Source organism: Mycobacterium syngnathidarum, from assembly GCF_001942625.1.
Taxonomy (GTDB): domain Bacteria; phylum Actinomycetota; class Actinomycetes; order Mycobacteriales; family Mycobacteriaceae; genus Mycobacterium; species Mycobacterium syngnathidarum.
Genome location: NZ_MLCL01000063.1, coordinates 26,464 through 45,218, shown reverse-complemented (window position 1 = coordinate 45,218; position 18,755 = coordinate 26,464). Strand labels below are relative to the sequence as shown.

Genomic DNA, 18,755 nt, shown 5'->3' with positions numbered 1-18,755 from the left:
CTATCCGAGGACTCGCCGCAGCCGGTGGCGCAACCGGTCGGCGGTCTCGCGCACCACGCCGAGTTGCTTGGCGACCTGCACCGGCGCGGTACCCCCACGTGCGCTGCGCGCGTCCACCGAACCCTCGACCGTCAGCACCTCGCGCACCTGCGCGGTCAGCGCGGGGTTGATCGCGGCGAACTCGTCGTCGGTGAGCTCGTCGAGTCCCACGCCGCGACCCTCGGCAGCCTGCACCGCGGCACCGGCGGCCTCATGGGCGACGCGGAACGGAACGCCTTGGCGAACCAGCCATTCGGCAATATCGGTGGCAAGTGTGTAACCGGCGGGTGCCAGCGCGGCCATCCGGGCCTCGTCGAAGGTCAGCGTGGCGACCAGACCGGCCATCGCCGGCAGCAGCAGCTCCAACTGCACCACCGAGTCGAAGACCGGTTCCTTGTCTTCCTGCAGGTCCCGGTTGTAGGCCAGTGGCTGTGCCTTGAGCGTGGCCAGCAGACCGGTGAGGTTGCCGATCAACCGTCCCGATTTACCGCGGGCCAGCTCGGCGATGTCCGGGTTCTTCTTCTGAGGCATGATCGAGCTGCCGGTCGACCAGGAGTCGTGCAGCGTGACATAACCGAATTCGGTGGTGCTCCAAAGGATGATGTCTTCGGCGAGCCGAGACAGGTCCACCCCGATCTGAGCGAAGACGAACGCCGCTTCGGCGGCGAAATCCCGGGCCGCGGTGGCATCGACGGAATTGTCTGCCGCCGAGGCGAATCCGAGGTCCTCGGCGATCGCGTCGGGATCCAGGCCGAGCGATGAGCCGGCCAGCGCTCCCGAACCGTAGGGCGAGACCGCGGTGCGATCGTCGAAATCGGCGAGCCGGTCGACGTTGCGCAGCAGCGGATGGGCGTGTGCCAGCAGGTGGTGCGCGAGCAGGATCGGCTGGGCGGCCTGCAGGTGGGTCTTGCCGGGCATGATCGCCGTCGGATGCGCAGCGGCCTGCGTGGCCAGCGCGTTGACCACTTCCAGCACGCCGTCGGCCACCCGGCGGACGGCGTCGCGCAGCCACATCCGGAACAACGTGGCCACCTGGTCGTTGCGGGAGCGACCGGCGCGCAACCTGCCGCCCAGGTCGGGTCCGACCCGGTCGATCAGGCCGCGTTCCAGCGCACCGTGCACGTCCTCGTCGGTGACCAGCGGCTCGAAACTGCCGTCGGCGACGTCGGAATCCAGACTGTCCAGACCGGCCAGGAGCCCGTCCCGCTGTTCATCGGTGAGCAGCCCGGCCCGGTGCAACACCCGGGCGTGAGCCTTGGACGCGGTGATGTCATAGGGCGCCAGCACCCAGTCGAAGTGCGTCGACTTGCTCAGGGCGGCAAGGGCGGCCGAGGGGCCGTCGGCGAACCGGCCGCCCCACAGCGAGCCCTCGTTGGTCGTTCCGTCGTTGGTGCTCATGTCACTTACAGGCCCAGGTCGCGCTTGGCCGAGATCTTGGAGCTCAGGCCGTGCAGCTGCACGAATCCCTTGGCCGCGCTCTGGTCGAAGCTGTCGCCCTCGTCGTAGGTGGCGAGGTTGAAGTCGTACAACGACTCACCGGAACGACGGCCGTTGACGATGATCGCCCCGGCGTGCAGGACCAGCCGGATATCGCCGGAAACGTGCTGCTGGGTGTGCTCGACGAACGCCTCCAGTGAGCGCTTCAGCGGGCTGAACCACAGGCCGTCGTAGGCCAGCTCGCCCCACTTCTGGTCCACGCCGCGCTTGTACCGGCCCAGCTCGCGCTCCAGCGTCACGTGCTCGAGCTCGGTGTGCGCCGTGATCAGCACCATCGCGCCCGGCGCCTCGTAGATCTCCCGGCTCTTGATGCCGACCAGCCGGTCCTCGACCACATCGAGCCGGCCCACGCCCTGGGCGCCGGCCCGGGTGTTGAGCTCCTGGATGATCTCCAGCACGCTGAGCGGGCGACCGTCGATGGCCACCGGGCGGCCCTTGTCGAAGCTGATGATCAGCTCGTCAGGAGCGTTGAAGTTGACCGTCGGATCCTGGGTGTAGTCGTAGACGTCCTTGGTCGGGGCGTTCCACAGGTCCTCGAGGAACCCGGTCTCCACCGCGCGGCCCCACACGTTCTGGTCGATCGAGAACGGCGAACGCTTGGTGACGTTGATCGGGATGGCGTTCTCCTCGGCGAACGCGATGGCCTTCTCGCGGGTCCAGGCGTAGTCGCGAACCGGCGCGATGACGTCCAGTTCGGGCGCCAGGGAGGCGAACCCGACCTCGAACCGCACCTGGTCATTGCCCTTGCCGGTGCAGCCGTGCGCGACGACGGTGCCGCCGTGGCTGCGCGCGGCGTCGACCAGATGCTTGACGATCAGGGGCCGGCTGATGGCCGACACCAGCGGGTAGCGGTCCATGTAGAGCGCATTCGCCTTGATGGTCGGCAGGCAGTACTCGTCGGCGAACTCGTCACGGGCGTCGACCACGACCGCCTCGACCGCACCGCAGTCCAGGGCGCGCTGGCGTACGACGTCCATGTCCTCGCCGCCCTGGCCGAGATCGATGGCGACGGCGACGACCTCTTTGCCGGTCTCCTTGCCGATCCAGCTGATCGCGACCGAGGTGTCCAGACCTCCGGAGTACGCCAGGATGACGCGTTCGGACATGAGCAATCTCCTTGTTTTTGGCTCTACTTCAAGTTCTCGATGGTTTTGACAAGTTCGGCCCCGGTCATCGGGTCGCGCGCCACCACCAGGATGGTGTCGTCACCGGCGACGGTGCCGACCACATACGGCAGGGCGGCGCGATCGAGCGCGCTGGCCAGGTAATGCGCCGCCCCGGGCGGGGTGCGCAGCACGGCAAGGTTAGCGCTGGCGTCGGTCGAGACCAGCAACTCCCCCAACAAGCGGGTCAGACGTTCGGTGCCACCGGACACCCCCCGCACCGGGCTCCCGTCCTCGGGGATGACGTACGCCCCGGCTCCACCTTCAACACCGCGCAGTTTCACCGCGCCGAGTTCCTCCAGGTCCCGCGACAGCGTGGCCTGGGTGACCTCGATGCCCTCCTGGCCCAGCAGCGCGGCCAGCTCGGTCTGGCTGCTCACCTGCCGCGACGACAGCAGGGCGATGATGCGGGCCTGACGGCCGGCGCGGGTGGGTGCGCTCACCTCAGGCTCGCTCCAGCAGCCACACCAGCATGGCCTTCTGGGCGTGGAGCCGGTTCTCGGCCTCGTCGAACACCGCACTTTGGGGCCCGTCGATCACCTCGTCGGTGATCTCATGGCCGCGATGCGCCGGAAGGCAGTGCAGCACAACGGCTTCCGGGTCAGCCCGGTTGAGCAGTTCGGCGTTGACCTGGAACGGCCGGAACGGTCGCACCCGGTCCAGCCCGTCGTTCTCCTGGCCCATCGAGGTCCAGGTGTCGGTGACCAGCACGTCGGCCCCGTCGGCGCCGGCCTGCGCGTCATCGGTGAGGGTGACGGTCGCGCCGGTCTCGGCGGCGCGGCGTTTGGCGGCGTCGACGAAGTGCGGGTCCGGTTCGAAACCGGCAGGCGCGGCGATGGTGACGTGGATTCCCGCGGTGACCCCGCCCAGCATCAGCGAGTGCGCCATGTTGTTGGCACCGTCGCCCAGGTACGTCATCCTCAACCCTTTAAGGCCCTCGGCCCCTCCGCGGCGCTCGGCCAGCGTCTGCAGATCGGCCAGCACCTGGCAGGGATGGAACTCGTCGGACAACGCGTTCACGATCGGCACGCTCGAACCGGACGCCATGGCAGTGAGCCGCTCCTGGGCGAAGGTCCGCCACACAATGGCATCGACGTAGCGGGACAGCACCGCACCGGTGTCTTCGAGGGTCTCCTCACGCCCCAGCTGGGTGCTGCGGCCGTCGACCACCACGGCGTGGCCGCCGAGCTGGGCGATGCCCATCTCGAACGAGAACCGGGTGCGGGTCGAGTTCTTCTCGAAGATCACCGCGACGCCGCGCGGGCCTTCCAGCGGGCGCCGGGAGAACGGTGCCTTCTTCAGTTCGGCGGCCAAGGCGAGCACCTCGGCCTGCTCATCGGGCGACAGGTCGTCGTCACGCAGGAAATGCCGGATGGTCATGCAGAAGCCTCCACAGCGGTGTCGAGAACGGCGGGCAGAGCGGACAGGAACGTCTCGATCTGGCCCTCGGTGATGATCAGTGGCGGCGCCAGCCGGACCACGTCGGCGGCCGCCGCGTTGACCAGGAAGCCGGCGTCACGGGCCGCTGCCTCGACGGCCTTGGCACTGGGGGCGGTCAGCACCACGCCTTGCAGCAAGCCCTTGCCGCGCACGTGGCCGACGAGCGGATGACCGAGCTCTTCGATGCCGTGGCTCAGGGTCTTGCCGAGGACGCCGGCCCGCGCGATCAGATCACCGTCGGCCAGTGCTTTGAGCACACCCAGCGCGGCCGCGGTGCATACCGGGTTGCCGCCGAAGGTGCTGCCGTGCAGACCCGGGGTGAGCAGGTCACCGGCCGCGCCGATGGCCAGGCAGGCACCGATCGGCAGCCCGCCGCCCAGGCCCTTGGCCAAGGTGACCACGTCGGGGGTGATGCCGTCGTGCTGATGTGCGTAGAACGCGCCGGTACGCCCGACGCCGGTCTGTACCTCGTCGAGGACGAGCAGCGCGCCGTTCTTGGTGGTGATGTCGCGCGCAGCTGCCAGGTATCCGGCAGGCGGGACGACGACGCCGCCCTCCCCCATGATCGGTTCCAGGAACACTGCCGCAGTGGTGTCGTCTACTGCCGCGGCAAGGGCATCCACATCGCCGTACGGCACGTGGGTGACGTTGCCCGGCAAGGGTTCGAACGGTGCCTGCTTGGCGGGCTGACCGGTCAGCGCCAGCGACCCCATCGTGCGGCCGTGGAAAGCGCCTTGGGCGGCAACGATGTTCGTCTTGCCGGTGAGCCGGGTGATCTTGAAGGCCACCTCGTTGGCCTCGGTGCCCGAGTTGCAGAAGAACACCCGTGCCTGAGCCCCCAGATGCCCGACCAGCGCCTCGGCCAGCGCGATGCCCGGTTCGGTGGCATACAGATTGGAGGTGTGACCCAGTGTGTCGAGCTGCGTGGTGACGGCTTCGATGACCGCGGGGTGGCGGTGGCCGAGCAGGTTGACCGCGATACCGCCGAGCAGGTCCAGATAGGATTTGCCATCGGTATCGGTGACCACGACGCCGTCACCGCTGGCCAGCGCCAACGGCGGGGTGCCGTAGTTGTTCATCATCACCGCTTCCCAGCGGTCCTGCAGGCTCACGGTTTTACCACCTTGGTTCCGGTTCCCTCATCGGTGAAAAGTTCGACGAGCACGCAGTGTTCGACGCGACCGTCGATCACGTGGGCGCTCGGCACGCCGCCTTCCACTGCCCGCAGGCAGGCCTCGATCTTGGGCACCATGCCCGATTCGAGTGACGGGAGCAGTTGGGTCAGGGCCGCGGTGTCGATCTCGGTGACCAGCGACGAGCGGTCAGGCCAATCGGTGTAGAGGCCCTCCACATCGGTGAGCATGATCAGCTTCTCGGCACCCAGGGATTCGGCCAGGGCCGCGGCGGCGGTGTCGGCATTGATGTTGTGCACCACGCCGTCGACATCGGGTCCGATGGTCGAGACCACCGGTATACGGCCCGCGGCAATGAGATCCAGCAATGAGTCGGCGTTGACCTGCTCGACGTCGCCGACCAGCCCGATGTCGGTGGCCACCCCGTCCACGGTGACGCTGCGTCGCACCGCGGTGAACAGGTGCGCGTCCTCGCCGGTGAGGCCGACCGCGTACGGGCCGTGGGCGTTGATCAGATTGACCAGTTCGCGGCCCACCTGACCGAACAGCACCATGCGCGCCACATCGAGGACCTCCGGGGTGGTCACCCGGAATCCACCCTTGAAATCGCCTGCGATGCCGAGCTTCTTGAGCATCGCGCTGATCTGCGGACCGCCACCGTGCACCACCACGGGATGGATACCGCAGTTGCGCAGGAACACCATGTCGGCGGCGAATGCGGCCTTGAGGGTGTCATCGGTCATGGCGTTGCCGCCGTACTTGACGACGACGATCTTGCCGTGCAGCTGCTTGAGCCACGGCAGAGCCGAGGCGAGCACCTGGGCCTTGACGCCGCGCTCGATCGCTTGGCTCATGAGCTGTACGCCGAGTTCTCTTCGACGTAGGCGTGCGACAGGTCGGTGGTCCTGATCGATACCTCGTGCGGACCCACGCCCAAGTTCACGACGACGACGATGTCTTCACCCGACAGGTCGACGTCGCGTGCTCCCGGCGCACCGGCGCCGTCGATGCAGACCGGAGACCCGTTGAACGACACGCTGATCCGCTCCGGGTCGAGCTTCACCGGCGCGATGCCGACGGCGGCCAGCACCCGGCCCCAGTTCGGGTCGGAGCCGAACAGAGCGGTTTTGACCAGGCTGTCGCGGGCGATCACCCGCGCGGCGATCAGCGCGTCGTCCTCGGTCTCGGCGCCGGCGACGGTGATGACCACCCGCTTGGTGACGCCTTCGGCATCGGCCTGCAGCTGGGCACACAAGTCGTCGCAGACCCGCAGCACGGCCTCGTTGAGATCGTCCTGGCTCGGGGCGATCTCGCTGGCGCCGGACGCGAGCAGCAGCACGGTGTCGTTGGTCGAGCAACTGCCGTCGACGTCGAGGCGGTCGAAGGTCAGCTTCGCGGCCCGCTTGAGCGCGATATCCAGGGCGGCCGCGTCAGCGACGGCGTCGGTGGTCAGCACCACCAGCATGGTGGCCAGCGACGGCGCCAGCATGCCCGCGCCCTTGGCCATCCCGCCCAGGGTCCAGTTCTCCCCGGACTCCACCGAATGGTGCAGCGCAACCTGTTTCGGCACGGTGTCGGTGGTCATGATGGCCCGCGCGGCGTCGTCGCCGCCGGTCAGACCGCCGGCGATCTCGTGCACGATCTCGGTGACCCCGGCCAGCACCTTGTCCATCGGCAGCCGGTCACCGATCAGGCCCGTCGAGCACACCGCGACCTCGATGGCACCGGTCTCGGTGCCCCAGTCGCTCAGCGCGCCGGCCACGGCCTCGGCGGTGGCATGCGTGTCCTGAAAGCCCAGCGGGCCGGTACACGCATTGGCGCCGCCCGAGTTCAGGACCACCGCGCGCAGCCGGCCCGTGGTCAGCACCTGCTGCGACCACTGCACGGGCGCGGCCTTGATCTTGTTGCGGGTGAACACGCCCGCGGCGGCGTAATCCGGCCCCTCGTTGAACACCAGGGCCAGGTCTGGGGCGCCGGATTCCTTGATACCGGCCGCGATTCCGGCGGCCCGGAAGCCGGCCGGGGCGGTGACGCCCTGTGTGCGGACCAGCTTGGCGGTCTGTGCCGCTTCGGTCACGGTGCCACTCCCACGATCGAAAGTCCTTCGGTTTCAGGCCAGCCCAGCGCCAGGTTCATCGACTGCACCGCGGCTCCCCCGGTGCCCTTGGTGAGGTTGTCTATGGCGGCGATCGCCACCAGTGTCTTCGCCTGTTCGTCCACCGCGACCGCAAGCTGCGCGGCATTGCTACCGATCACCGAACCGGTCTTGGGCAGTTGCCCTTCGGGCAGTAGGTGAATGAACGGCTCGGTGTCGTAAGCCTTTTCGTAGGCCGCCCGCACCTCGGCCGCCGATGCCTCGGTGTGTGCGGTGCAGGTGGCCAGGATGCCGCGAGCCGTCGGGATCAACACGGGGGTGAACGAGACGGTGACATCCTTGTCGGTCACCGACCGCAGCCCCTGCGCGATCTCCGGGGTGTGCCGGTGCTTGCCGGCGATGTTGTAGGCGCGGGCCGAACCGATCACCTCCGCGCCCAGCAGGTCCACCTTGGCAGACTTGCCTGCGCCGGAAGTGCCGCTGACCGCCACCACCGTGACAGCCGGCTCGACGAGGTCGGAAGCAACCGCGGGCAGCAGTGCCAGCAGGGCTGCGGTCGGATAGCAGCCCGGGACGGCGACCCGCTTGGCGCCCTTGAGCCGGTCCCGGCCGCCTGGCAGTTCGGGCAGCCCGTAGGGCCAGCTGCCGGCGTGTGCCGAACCGTAGAACTTCTCCCAGTCTGCGGCGTCGGTCAGCCGGAAGTCGGCACCACAATCGATGATCAGGGTGTCGGGACCCAGCTGTTCGGCCAGTTCCGCGGAATGACCGTGCGGCAAGCCCAGGAACACCACGTCATGGCCGGCCAGCACCGCCGCATCGGTGGGTTCCAGAACGCGAGCGGCCAGTGGCAGCAGGTGCGGGTGATGTTCGGCCATGGTGGTGCCGGCACTGGAGGCCGCGGTCAACGCCCCGATGGTCAGCCGGCCGTCAGCGTAGGCCGGATGCCCGAGCAGCAATCGCAGGATCTCTCCGCCGGCGTAGCCGCTGGCGCCGGCCACCGCTATCGAAGTCATCCGGCAATTCTGCATTGTTATGCATGCAGATGCAAACTCATTAATTCGGCGACCGTTTTCCCTGCCGAGCAGACACAGAATCGCATCAAGGAGTGCTCAGTAATGCGATTCTCTGTCTGCTCGCGGAGAAACTCAGCCGCGCAGGACGGCGCCGACGCGCTCGCCGGCCACCGCCACGGCGGCGTCGCGGGCGGCGCTGGCCTCGTCCTCGGTCAGGGTGCGGTCGGCAGCCCGGAACCGCAGCGCCAGGGTGAGCGATTTGCGGCCCTCCCCGATCTGCGGACCGGTGTAGACGTCGAACAGCCGGACGTCCTCCAGCAGTTCACCGGCCCCGTCGCGGACGGCGTCCACGACGGCGGCCGCGGCGACCTCGTCACCGACCACGACGCTGATGTCCTGGAACACCGCCGGGAAAGGTGACACCCTCGGCGCCGGCAGCGTCTCGACGATCGGCACCGCATCGAGGTCGAGTTCCACGGCACAGGCGCCCTTCGGCAGGCCCGTCCGTTCGATGACTGCGGGGTGCAGCTGGCCGGCATAGCCGACGGTGGTGTCGCCGACGAGCACCTCGGCACAGCGACCCGGATGCCACGGAAGCTCCTGGGCGGCACGCAAAGTGAACTCCACCCCGGCTGCCCGGCCGATCACCCGCACCGCCTCGAACGCGTCGGCGGCCTCCACCGCACGTCCCTGGCCCCACGGGCCGGCCGGTTCCCGCAGCCCGGCAAGCACCGCGGCCACATGCTGGGGCTGACGCGGCAGCGAAGCGTCCAGCCCGGCGATCTCATCGTCGGTGGGCCTGCGATCGTTCGGGATCCGCTCGACGGCCCGGGTCTCGTCCGTGGGATGCACCACCTGCTGGATCGCGAACAAGGCGACATCAGCGGCGCCGCGGGATACGTTGCGGCCCAGGGCTTCCAGCAGTCCCGGCAGCAACGTGGTGGCCAGCTGCGGCCGGTCGGCCTCGAGCGGATTGAGCACCTTGGTGGCGTTGCGGCGCGGATCCTCGGCGGCCAGACCCCACGCGTCGAAAACGCCCGCAGGCAGGAACGGAGTGGGCAGGACCTCGACGAATCCGGTCAGTGCCAGCGACTTTCCGATGGCTCGGCGTCGCTTCTGCACCGCGGTCAGCCCGCGCCCGGCCGGCGCGGTCGGCAGCACCGACGGAATGGACTCCAGCCCCTCCAGACGCAGCACCTCTTCGACGAGGTCGGCACGCTGACGCAGGTCCGGCCGCCAGCTCGGCGGGGTGACGGTCAGAGAAGCGCCACCGTTGGCTTCAGCGACGACGGCACCGATCTGAGTGAGCCGACGAGCCGTGGTGCCCACGGCGTATTCGACTCCCGCGGTGCGGTCCGGCAGGTCGGCCGGAATCTCGATGGCCGGATGAGACCAGTCGGTGCGTCCGTCCGCGCGCCAGTCGGTGAGTTTCGGTTCGACGGTTCCGCCGGCGATCTCGGCCAGAAGGGACGCGCAACGGTCAAGTGCCGCAACCGAGATGGCCGGATCCACCGACCGCTCGTAGCGACGGCCGGCCTCACTGGCCAGATGCAGGCGACGCTGGGTGCGTGACACCGCGGCCGGATCCCACACCGCGGCTTCCAGCAGCACGTCGGTGGTGGTACCGCGCACCTCGGTGGTGCCCGCGCCCATCACACCGCCGATGGCGGCTGTCGCGACGTCGTCGACGATCAGCACGTCGGCCGAGTTCAGCGTGCGCTCGACATCGTCGAGCGTGACGACCTTCTCACCGTCGCGGGCGAACCGCACCCCGAAACCACCGGTGATGAGGCTGCTGTCGTGGGCATGCATCGGGTGGCCGATTTCGAGCATGACGTAGTTGGTCACGTCGACGGCCGGCGAGATGGCACGGATGCCGCTCAGCATCAGCCTGCGCTGCAGCCACCACGGTGAAACGGCGGCCGGATCGATGCCGGTGACGGGCCGTAACCCGAAGCGCTGCACGCCGGTTCCGGGCTCGACTGTCAGCGGCCAGGCTTCACCCTCGGCAGGGAGCGGTGCGACGTCGGCCAGATCGACAAAGTTCAGGTCATGCGCGCACGCGATTTCGCGCGCCAGGCCACGGACCGACAGGCAGTAGCCGCGGTCCGGCGTGATCGCCAGGTGGAACACCACGTCGTCCAGGCCCAGCACATCGGCAGCCGGGGTGCCCGGTTCGGCAGTGCCTTCCGGCAGGACCAGGATGCCGGCACCTTCGACGCCCAGGTTCATCTCCGACGCCGAGCAGATCATGCCGTCGGAGACCCGGCCGTAGGTCTTACGGGTGGCGATGGTGAAGTCACCCGGCAGCACGGTGCCCGGCAGCGCCACGACAACGAGGTCGCCTACTGCGAAATTCGTGGCTCCGCAGACAATGTCGCGCAACTCTGGTTCACCGACGTCGACCTTGCAGGCCCGGATGGGCTTTTTGAACTCGGTGAGTTCCTCGATCTCGGCAACGCGGCCGATGGTCAGCGGGCCGCTCACCGGACCGACCGGGATGATCTCCTCGACCTCGTGTCCGATCCGGATGAACGTCTGCTCGAGTTCCTCGACCGACACGTCCCAGTCCGGGGCTCCGGCGCGGACCGCTTCCCGCAACCAGCTGAAGGGAATCCGCATCAGGCACCGACCCCGAAGGGCAGCGAGAACCGGACATCGCCCTCGACCATGTCGCGCATGTCAGGAATTCCGTTGCGGAACTGCAGAGTTCGCTCCAATCCCATACCGAAGGCAAAGCCGGAGTAGATGTCGGGGTCGATTCCGCAGGCGCGCAACACATTCGGGTTGACCATGCCGCAGCCGCCCCATTCGACCCAGCCGGCGCCGCCCTTCTTGCCGGGAAACCAGATGTCCACCTCGGCCGACGGCTCGGTGAACGGGAAGAAGTGCGGACGGAACCGGGTGCGCCCCTCCGGACCGAACTGGGCCCGCGCGAACGCATCCAGCGTGCCGCGCAGATGCGCCATGGTCAGGCCTTTGTCCACCGCCAGGCCCTCCACCTGGTGGAACACCGGGGTGTGCGTGGAGTCGAGTTCGTCGGTGCGGAAGGTCCGCCCGATCGAGACGATGTAGACCGGCAGCTCGCGCTCCAGCAGCGCCCGGATCTGCACCGGCGAAGTGTGGGTACGCAGCACCTGTCGCGACCCGTCGGGTGCGACCTGGAAGGTGTCCTGCTCGCTACGGGCCGGATGGTCGGGCGGAAAGTTCAGCGCGTCGAAGTTGAACTGCTCGGTCTCGACCTCGGGCCCCTCGGCCAGTTCCCACCCCATCGCCACGAAGGTGTCGGCGACGTTCTCGGCCAGGATGGTGATCGGGTGCCGGGCGCCGACGGGCTGCCGCGTCGAGGGCAGCGTCACGTCGATGCGTTCGGCGACCAGCACCGCGGCGTCGCGCTCGGCACGAAGGGCGCCCAGCCGCTCGTCATACGCACGCTGGGCCTCGCCGCGCGCGACGTTGACGCGTTTGCCTGCATCGGCACGGTCGGTCTTCGGCAGGGTCGCCAACGCCTGGCGCGCCAGGGCGATGGCGGCACGATCGCCGAGATGTTCGGTCTTGGCGCGCGCAAGCGCATCGAGATCACCGGCCAGCTCAAAGGCATGCCGGGCCGCGCTGACGGCTTTGGTCAGGGCTTCTTCTGAGAGATCACTGGGCTGCTCAGCCACCCGGCGATCATAGGCGATCGGCGCGTCACACCTCGAATGCCCTTTGCCCTCACGACGTCGGCAACTGGCCGGATGTCTTCACCCGGTACATCACCAGATCGTCGGGCACGCCTTCCGGCTTGGTCGAGAACATCTGCCGGCGTTGACGTTTGACACTGACCCCGAGCTCGGCCAGTTCGTCTTCGGTGATGCCCTCCAGCGTGGTGTGCGACACCACCAGGCCGCCGCTGTTGGCCCGCTCCATCACCCGGGCCGCGATGTTGACATCTACGCCGAGCCAGTCCGACCCGATGCGCTGCGGACGTCCGGTGTGGATACCGACCCGCATACGCGGTGCGTAGCCGTCCATGTCGATACCCTTCACCCCTTCCAGCGCCACCAGCATCGCCGCCAGGGCGGTACCGGGGTCGGAGAACACCGCCATCATGCCGTCGCCCATGCGTTTGACGATGTGACCGCCGGCTTCCAGCACCGGGGGCTCGATCACTTGTGCCACGTGGCGCAGCAAGCGCAATGTGGCGTCGTCGCCGGAGCGCAGCGACCACGACGAGAACCCGACGAGATCGGTGAACGCGAGTGTCACCTCGGGATTGGCCGGACTTCCCGAGACACGCTCGGTCAACGCCTGCCACACCTGCAACGCACCCAGACTCACCTCACGCGAGGCGGCGTCGCGATCCAGGAGCCGGTCGGCCACGCGCGCCGCCGCCCGCGGACCGCCCTCGCCCGACACTGAAAGCCGGTCACCGAAGTCCGGATCCCCGGGAAGTGACCGACGTACCCGACGGACCAGATCGACGACGGCCGGGCTGCGGTTGGCGCTCTGCAGCCATCCCAGAGGGCCCGGCAACCCGGGTGCCGGCACTGGGCGCTGTTGCGGCGCCTGCTCGACATCCCCGACTCGGCCGGACGGGTCATCGAACGGCTCGCCATCCACAGCGCAAGAGTAAGTGGCCCGCCGACCGGGCGGCAATCACGCCAGGAGCGGGTTTGCCCACACTCCCGCGCAGGCAGTGAACCTGGCTGGTCACAGCGCTGTGGCGCGACGGTAGCCCCCGCGTAACAGTGCGCGCCGACGCGCCGCGGGATCGTAGACAACATGCGTTGTCACTACTATCGTTGGTTCCAGCTGTGATTCATGTCATGACGAGTCAACGAGGACGCAATGGCCACACGAACCACCTTCACCGCCGAGCACGACCCGCTCGGGCCCGATTCTCTGACCTGGAAATACTTCGGTGACCTCCGCACCGGAATGCTGGGTGTGTGGATCGGCGCGATCCAGAACATGTATCCGGAACTCGGCGCCGGCGTCGAGGAGCATTCGATCCTGCTCCGTGAACCCCTCCAGCGGGTGGCCCGGTCGGTGTACCCGATCATGGGGGTGGTCTACGACGGCGAACGGGCGGCAGACACCGGCGCACAGATCAAGGGTTTCCACACCACGATCAAAGGCACCGACGGCCAGGGGCGCCGCTACCACGCGCTCAACCCGGAGACGTTCTACTGGGCACACGCCACGTTCTTCATGTTGATCATCAAGACCGCCGAGTACTTCTGTGGCGGCCTCACCGAGGCCGAAAAACAACAACTGTTCGACGAACATGTGCAGTGGTATCGCATGTACGGCATGAGCATGCGGCCGGTCCCCAACAGCTGGGAAGAATTTCAGGAGTACTGGGACGCCAAGTGCCGCGACGAGCTCGAGATCAACCGGGCCACCCTCGACATCTTCACCATCCGGATCCCCAAGCCGTGGTTCGTGCTGATGCCGACGGCAGTCTGGGACCAGCTGTTCAAACCCCTTGTCGGAGCACAGCGCTGGATCGCGGCAGGCGTTTTCGACCCGGCCGTCCGGGAAAAGGCCGGCATGCGATGGACGCCCGGTGACGAGGTGCTACTGCGAATCTTCGGCAAGGCGGTCGAACTGGCATTCATCGCCGTGCCCGACGAGATCAGGCTGCACCCACGCGCATTGTCGGCGTACCGCCGCGCGGCCGGGAAGCTACCGGCCGACGGGCCGCTCGTGGAAGCGCCCAGCTTCATGGCCCCGCCCCGCGACCGGCGGGGGCTGCCGATGCACTACTTGCCGCGCCACAAGACCCTGCTGGACCGGGCCGGGGCGCTGGTGCACACGACGTTCTCGCTGCCGGCGTTGCGGCGGCCGGCCCGCCGCCCCGCCGCCTGAGTTTTGACACGTGTCTAAGCTGTCGAGATGCTTGATTGGTCTGATGTAGACATCGCTGTCCGGGACGCAGTTCGCGAGTTCGTGGACAAGGAGATCCGCCCCCATCTCGACGAACTCGAGAGCGGCGACATGGAGCCGTACCCGATCGTGCGCAAGCTGTTCGCCACGTTCGGTATCGACACCATGGCCAAGGAGTCGCTGGACAAGCGGCTGGAGAAGCTGCGCAGCGGCGACACCAAGCCTTCGGGCGCCCGAGGCGGGATGTTCGGCGGCAGCGGATCGCCGGGTATGGGGTTCGTGCTGATCAGCGAACTGTGCCGGGTGTCGATGGGTCTGGTCACCGGTTTGGGCGTCAGCCTGGGCCTGACGGTCTCGACCATCCAGAGCCGCGGCACCCTGGCCCAGCAGGAACGCTGGCTGCCCGGCCTGGTGACCTACGAGAAGGTCGGTGCCTGGGCGATCACCGAACCCGATTCCGGCTCGGACGCCTTCGGCGGCATGAAGTCCTATGTCACCCGGGATGGCGACGACTACATCCTCAACGGCCAGAAGACCTTCATCACCAACGGACCCGACGCTGACGTGGTGGTGGTCTACGCGAAGCTCGCTGAGAACACGGCGGGTGATTCCGCTTCAGATCCGCGCAACCGGAAGGTGCTGACCTTCGTCCTCGACCGCGGCATGGAGGGCTTCGTACAGTCGAAGCCGTTCCGCAAGATGGGCATTCACTCATCGCGCACCGGCGAGCTGTTCTTCAACAACGTGCGTCTGGGCCGCGACCGGCTGCTGGGCGAGACCGAAGGGTCCGACGACGGGGCCGACGAAGGTCGGGCCAGCGCGCGGTCGAACTTCTCGGCGGAGCGCATCGGCGTGGCCGCGATGGCACTCGGCGTGATCGAGGAGTGCCTGCGCCTGAGCGTCGACTACGCCAAGAACCGCACGCTGTGGGGCCAGGAGATCAGCCAGTTCCAGCTGATCCAGCTCAAGCTGGCCAACATGGAGGTGGCCCGGATGAACGTGCGCAACATGCTGTTCCGCGTCATCGAGTCCGCCGAGCAGGGTGCGCCCATCTCGCTGGCCGAGGCCTCGGCGATCAAGTGGTACTGCTCGCAGGCCGCCACCGACGTGGCGATGGAGGCCGTGCAGCTGTTCGGCGGCAACGGTTACATGACCGAGTACCGGGTGGAGCAGTTGGCCCGCGATGCCAAGTCGCTGATGATCTACGCCGGCAGCAACGAAGTCCAGATCACCCACGTGGCACGGGGATTGCTCAGCTAGCGCTCCCCCTGGATCATGTCGCGACCCGGGTGCGCCTCATGCCACCCGGTCATCGCGGCATCCCAGTCGGCGCCGTCGAGTGCGGTGAGCGAGGCCGGGAAGAGCCCGTCCTCTTCCTTGGCGATGTGCACGTAGAGTTCCTCGATCTCGTCGCGCACCCGTTGCCGATCGCCGGGATCGCTCAGGTCGACCACCTCGAGGAAGGCGGCCAGCTCTCGGTGTTCGGCCACCAACGGGTCGATGTGCTCGGCGTAGAGCTGGTCGCGGTGCATCACCGCGAACAGCCCGTTCTCCTCACCCTGCCAGTGGGAACGCAGTTCCTCGAACATCGCCGCCAGGCGCTGACCGGCCTCGTCGAGCTCGCCGCGGTCCATGGCGCGCACCGCTTCGCGGCCGTGGTCTACGGCCCGCTCATGCTCGGCGATGTAATCCCGCAGCAGAGGCATGTCCCGGCATCCGCAGTACTGGCACATGGCTCGACCTTAGACCGGCCGCGTGACTCCACGTGTGAAGCGCTGCGGCGGAAAACCGGGCCGAAAATCGCCACAGTGCTACGCAGGCGACAGGCTAGCCACCGCGGTGGGCGCGGGCGCTCTGATACAGGCAGATCGACGCCGCAGATGAGATGTTGAGGCTCTCGGACTGACCGGGCATCGGAATGTGCACCCGGTGGTCGGCCGCGGCAGCCAATTCGGTTGGCAGGCCGTGTGCTTCGGGGCCGAACAGCCAGGCGGTGGGCCCGGTCAAATCGACTTCGTCGAGGCTGACCTCGCCGTCGATCGTGGTGGCCAGCACTTGCAGGCCGGCGGCCTGCAAACGTGCCACAGTGGCGGCCTCGTCGGGCTCGCTGATCACCGGCAGCGAGAAGATGCTGCCCGCCGACGCTCGCAGGCACTTGCTGTTGTAGGGGTCGACGCTGTTGCCGGCCAGCACCACCGCATCGGCGCCCATCGCGTCGGCGGCGCGGATCAGCGTGCCGGCGTTGCCCGGTTCCGAGATCTGTACGGCCACCGCGACCAGCCGGGGCGCGGCGGACAGGACCTCATCGAGCAATACGTCCGGCAGGCGACAGACCGCCACCAAACCGACCGGAGTCACGGTGTCCGACAACGCTTTCGCCGCACGCTCGGTGACCAACTGCACCGGAGCGTCGGCCAGGATGCCGCCGAAGCGGTCCAGTGCGGCCTCGGTCGCGAACACCTCGGAAACAAGACCGCGCCGCAACGCGGCCTCGACGAGGTTGGGACCCTCGGCAAGGAAGCGTGCGGCGCGGCGGCGCCCGATGTGGCGCTGCAGTTTGACCGCAGCGGCCACCCGGGCAGAACGCTCGGTGAGCGTCAGGCGGCTTCTCCGGAAGGAGCGTTCACATCAGCCGGCAGAGCAGCCTTGGCGACCTCGACCAGCGCGGTGAACGCGGCGGCGTCGCTCACGGCGATCTCGGCCAGGTTCTTGCGGTCAACCTCGACACCAGCGGCCTTGAGGCCCTGGATCAGACGGTTGTAGGTGATGTCGTTGGCGCGGGCCGCGGCGTTGATACGCGAGATCCACAGCTTGCGGAACTCACCCTTGCGGGCACGGCGGTCCCGGTAGGCGTAGGTCAGCGAATGCAGCTGCTGTTCCTTGGCCTTGCGGTACAGGCGGGACCGCTGGCCGCGGTAACCCTTCGAGGCCTTGAGTACGGTACGCCGCTTCTTCTGGGCGTTGAGTGCGCGCTTCACGCGTGCCATGGGATGTTCCTATTCTCGTTCGGTACGGGGAGCGGCAGATCTAGCCGTTGAGCAACTTGTTGACACGCTTGGTGTCGTTGGCTGCAACCACGGTGCGGCCGTCAAGCCGGCGGGTGCGCTTGCTGGGCTTGTGCTCCAGCAAGTGGCGACGGTTCGCCTTCTGCCGCACGATCTTTCCGGTACCGGTGCGGCGGAACCGCTTGGAGGCACCGCTGTGGGTCTTCGCCTTGGGCATGAATCCTCAGTTCTGTGTTGAAACTAGTTCTGCGTAACGTCTGGTTCTTCTGATGCGGCCTGCTGCCCGCCGGGGCGCTCGGCCTGCTCCGCCGCCTTGGCGCGAGTCTTCGCGCCGCGGTGCGGTGCCAGCACCATCGTCATGTTTCGGCCGTCCTGCTTGGCTGACGTCTCGACGAAGCCGTACTCGGCAACGTCTGCGCCCAACCGCTGCAACAACCGGTACCCGAGTTCGGGCCGGGACTGCTCACGACCGCGGAACATGATGGTCACCTTGACCTTGGACCCGGCTTCGAGGAAGCGGACCACATGGCCCTTCTTCGTCTCGTAGTCGTGATCGTCGATCTTGGGACGCAGCTTCTGTTCCTTGACGACGGTCTGCTGCTGGTTCTTGCGAGACTCGCGCTCCTTGAGTGCCGTCTCGTACTTGAACTTGCCGTAGTCCATGATCTTGCAGACCGGAGGTCTGGCGTTGGGAGCTACTTCGACAAGGTCGAGATCGGCATCCGCGGCGACGCGGAGGGCGTCTTCGATGCGCACAATGCCTACCTGCTCGCCACCTGGTCCGATCAGGCGGACTTCTGGTACACGAATGCGCTCGTTGACGCGGGTCTCAGTGCTGATGGGGCCTCCTAGTTTGGTCTGCTGAGGAGACCCGCCCACCTGACAACTCTGCCCCGAGGAACAGAAAAGCCCTGCTCAAAGCAGGGCCCAATGCCGACCGATCACGGCTCACGCCGTCTGCACCGCCAATTCTGGAGCGCAGAACCGGTGCCCGAGGACACCGGCGACCGGACCGTTGTACCTTGTGGCCAACGGTGGGAGTGGGACTCCACTTGCTGTCCCTGACATGAGCCGGGACGGTCGCGCATGACAGTCTAGCAGGCATGACCGATCCGACCGAAACGCCCGACGATGCGACGCCGCAGGTCCCAGCCGATCCCGACGGCTCCGCCGTTCGAGAACTGGCCGACATCCCGGCGGTCGAAGTGATCACCCGGGCGGCGGTCATGTTGATGAGCGCCGCGGCCGAGAAGATCGGGCTGTCGTCCGAAGACCCCGACGATAGCCCGCACCGGGATCTTGACGAAGCCCGCCGGCTCATCACCGCGCTGGCCGGGCTCGTGACGGCATCGGCCGAATACCTGGGACCGCACGCGGGTCCGGTACGCGACGGGCTCAAGAGCCTGCAACTGGCCTTCCGGGAAGCCAGTGCGCACCCCGACGAGCCGGGCAAAGGTCCGGGCGAGAAGTACACCGGCCCGGTCTGGTAATCACCTGGG

At 67.7% G+C, this 18,755-nt stretch carries 19 protein-coding genes; 3 read left to right on the top strand and 16 right to left on the bottom strand.

Features of this window, described 5'->3' with window-relative positions; genetic code table 11:
• The 11 genes from argH to BKG60_RS17990 all read right to left on the bottom strand — a co-directional run bounded on the left by argH (window position 1) and on the right by BKG60_RS17990 (window position 12,982).
• Window positions 1–1,437: an argininosuccinate lyase gene (gene argH, locus BKG60_RS18040; protein WP_070946751.1), complete on the bottom strand. Its 1,437-nt coding sequence runs from the start codon at window positions 1,435–1,437 to the stop codon at window positions 1–3.
• Window positions 1,438–1,442: 5 nt separating this feature from the next.
• A complete protein-coding gene (locus tag BKG60_RS18035; RefSeq protein ID WP_070185665.1) occupies window positions 1,443–2,642 on the bottom strand; it encodes an argininosuccinate synthase in 1,200 nt (399 codons plus the stop codon).
• Window positions 2,643–2,665: 23 nt separating this feature from the next.
• Window positions 2,666–3,142, bottom strand: a complete 477-nt coding sequence (locus tag BKG60_RS18030) for an arginine repressor (RefSeq protein WP_070185664.1) — start codon at window positions 3,140–3,142, stop codon at window positions 2,666–2,668.
• Window position 3,143: 1 nt separating this feature from the next.
• Complete coding sequence (gene argF, locus BKG60_RS18025) at window positions 3,144–4,079, bottom strand: ornithine carbamoyltransferase (RefSeq protein ID WP_070946750.1); 936 nt, start codon at window positions 4,077–4,079, stop codon at window positions 3,144–3,146.
• Entirely contained in the window at window positions 4,076–5,221 is a 1,146-nt protein-coding gene (locus BKG60_RS18020; RefSeq protein WP_239253201.1) for an acetylornithine transaminase, read from the bottom strand. Before BKG60_RS18020 ends, argF begins: the two co-directional genes overlap by 4 nt.
• A 26-nt stretch (window positions 5,222–5,247) precedes the next feature.
• Window positions 5,248–6,126, bottom strand: coding sequence for an acetylglutamate kinase (gene argB / locus BKG60_RS18015; protein ID WP_070946749.1), 879 nt, complete (start codon window positions 6,124–6,126; stop codon window positions 5,248–5,250).
• On the bottom strand, window positions 6,123–7,349 hold the full coding sequence (gene argJ / locus BKG60_RS18010) for a bifunctional glutamate N-acetyltransferase/amino-acid acetyltransferase ArgJ (protein WP_070946748.1): 1,227 nt from the start codon (window positions 7,347–7,349) through the stop codon (window positions 6,123–6,125). Before argJ ends, argB begins: the two co-directional genes overlap by 4 nt.
• The gene (gene argC, locus BKG60_RS18005) at window positions 7,346–8,380 is read right to left on the bottom strand and encodes an N-acetyl-gamma-glutamyl-phosphate reductase (RefSeq protein WP_070185659.1); all 1,035 of its coding nucleotides are present in this window, start codon (window positions 8,378–8,380) and stop codon (window positions 7,346–7,348) included. Before argC ends, argJ begins: the two co-directional genes overlap by 4 nt.
• A 132-nt stretch (window positions 8,381–8,512) precedes the next feature.
• Window positions 8,513–11,002 (bottom strand): phenylalanine--tRNA ligase subunit beta, encoded by a 2,490-nt coding sequence (gene pheT / locus BKG60_RS18000; protein WP_070946747.1) that lies wholly within the window; start codon window positions 11,000–11,002, stop codon window positions 8,513–8,515.
• Window positions 11,002–12,045, bottom strand: a complete 1,044-nt coding sequence (gene pheS, locus BKG60_RS17995; protein WP_070185656.1) for a phenylalanine--tRNA ligase subunit alpha — start codon at window positions 12,043–12,045, stop codon at window positions 11,002–11,004. The genes pheT and pheS overlap by 1 nt, the downstream gene beginning before the upstream one ends.
• Before the next feature lie 49 nt (window positions 12,046–12,094).
• Window positions 12,095–12,982, bottom strand: a complete 888-nt coding sequence (locus BKG60_RS17990) for an adenylate/guanylate cyclase domain-containing protein (protein WP_070185655.1) — start codon at window positions 12,980–12,982, stop codon at window positions 12,095–12,097.
• A gap of 228 nt (window positions 12,983–13,210) precedes the next feature.
• Here BKG60_RS17990 and BKG60_RS17985 point away from each other — a divergent pair, with 228 nt between their 5' ends.
• Together BKG60_RS17985 and BKG60_RS17980 are read left to right on the top strand one after the other, a co-directional pair.
• On the top strand, window positions 13,211–14,233 hold the full coding sequence (locus BKG60_RS17985) for an oxygenase MpaB family protein (protein ID WP_070185654.1): 1,023 nt from the start codon (window positions 13,211–13,213) through the stop codon (window positions 14,231–14,233).
• 27 nt (window positions 14,234–14,260) lie between these two features.
• Window positions 14,261–15,511, top strand: a complete 1,251-nt coding sequence (locus tag BKG60_RS17980) for an acyl-CoA dehydrogenase family protein (RefSeq protein WP_070946746.1) — start codon at window positions 14,261–14,263, stop codon at window positions 15,509–15,511.
• Here BKG60_RS17980 and BKG60_RS17975 read toward each other — a convergent pair.
• The 5 genes from BKG60_RS17975 to infC all read right to left on the bottom strand — a co-directional run bounded on the left by BKG60_RS17975 (window position 15,508) and on the right by infC (window position 18,096).
• Window positions 15,508–15,957 (bottom strand): hemerythrin domain-containing protein, encoded by a 450-nt coding sequence (locus BKG60_RS17975; protein WP_083339406.1) that lies wholly within the window; start codon window positions 15,955–15,957, stop codon window positions 15,508–15,510. The genes BKG60_RS17980 and BKG60_RS17975 overlap by 4 nt on opposite strands.
• A 121-nt stretch (window positions 15,958–16,078) precedes the next feature.
• A complete protein-coding gene (locus BKG60_RS17970; protein WP_070946744.1) occupies window positions 16,079–16,825 on the bottom strand; it encodes a TrmH family RNA methyltransferase in 747 nt (248 codons plus the stop codon).
• A 23-nt stretch (window positions 16,826–16,848) separates the two neighbouring features.
• On the bottom strand, window positions 16,849–17,238 hold the full coding sequence (rplT, locus tag BKG60_RS17965) for a 50S ribosomal protein L20 (protein WP_070187169.1): 390 nt from the start codon (window positions 17,236–17,238) through the stop codon (window positions 16,849–16,851).
• 40 nt (window positions 17,239–17,278) lie between these two features.
• Window positions 17,279–17,473 carry a 50S ribosomal protein L35 gene (gene rpmI / locus BKG60_RS17960; RefSeq protein ID WP_070187168.1) on the bottom strand — a complete coding sequence of 65 codons (195 nt, stop codon included), beginning with the start codon at window positions 17,471–17,473 and terminating at the stop codon, window positions 17,279–17,281.
• A gap of 23 nt (window positions 17,474–17,496) precedes the next feature.
• The gene (gene infC / locus BKG60_RS17955) at window positions 17,497–18,096 is read right to left on the bottom strand and encodes a translation initiation factor IF-3 (RefSeq protein ID WP_165617849.1); all 600 of its coding nucleotides are present in this window, start codon (window positions 18,094–18,096) and stop codon (window positions 17,497–17,499) included.
• A 263-nt stretch (window positions 18,097–18,359) separates the two neighbouring features.
• Between infC and BKG60_RS17950 the strand changes: the two genes are divergently transcribed.
• Window positions 18,360–18,746, top strand: a complete 387-nt coding sequence (locus BKG60_RS17950) for a DUF1844 domain-containing protein (RefSeq protein ID WP_070187166.1) — start codon at window positions 18,360–18,362, stop codon at window positions 18,744–18,746.
• Window positions 18,747–18,755: the final 9 nt, after the last annotated feature.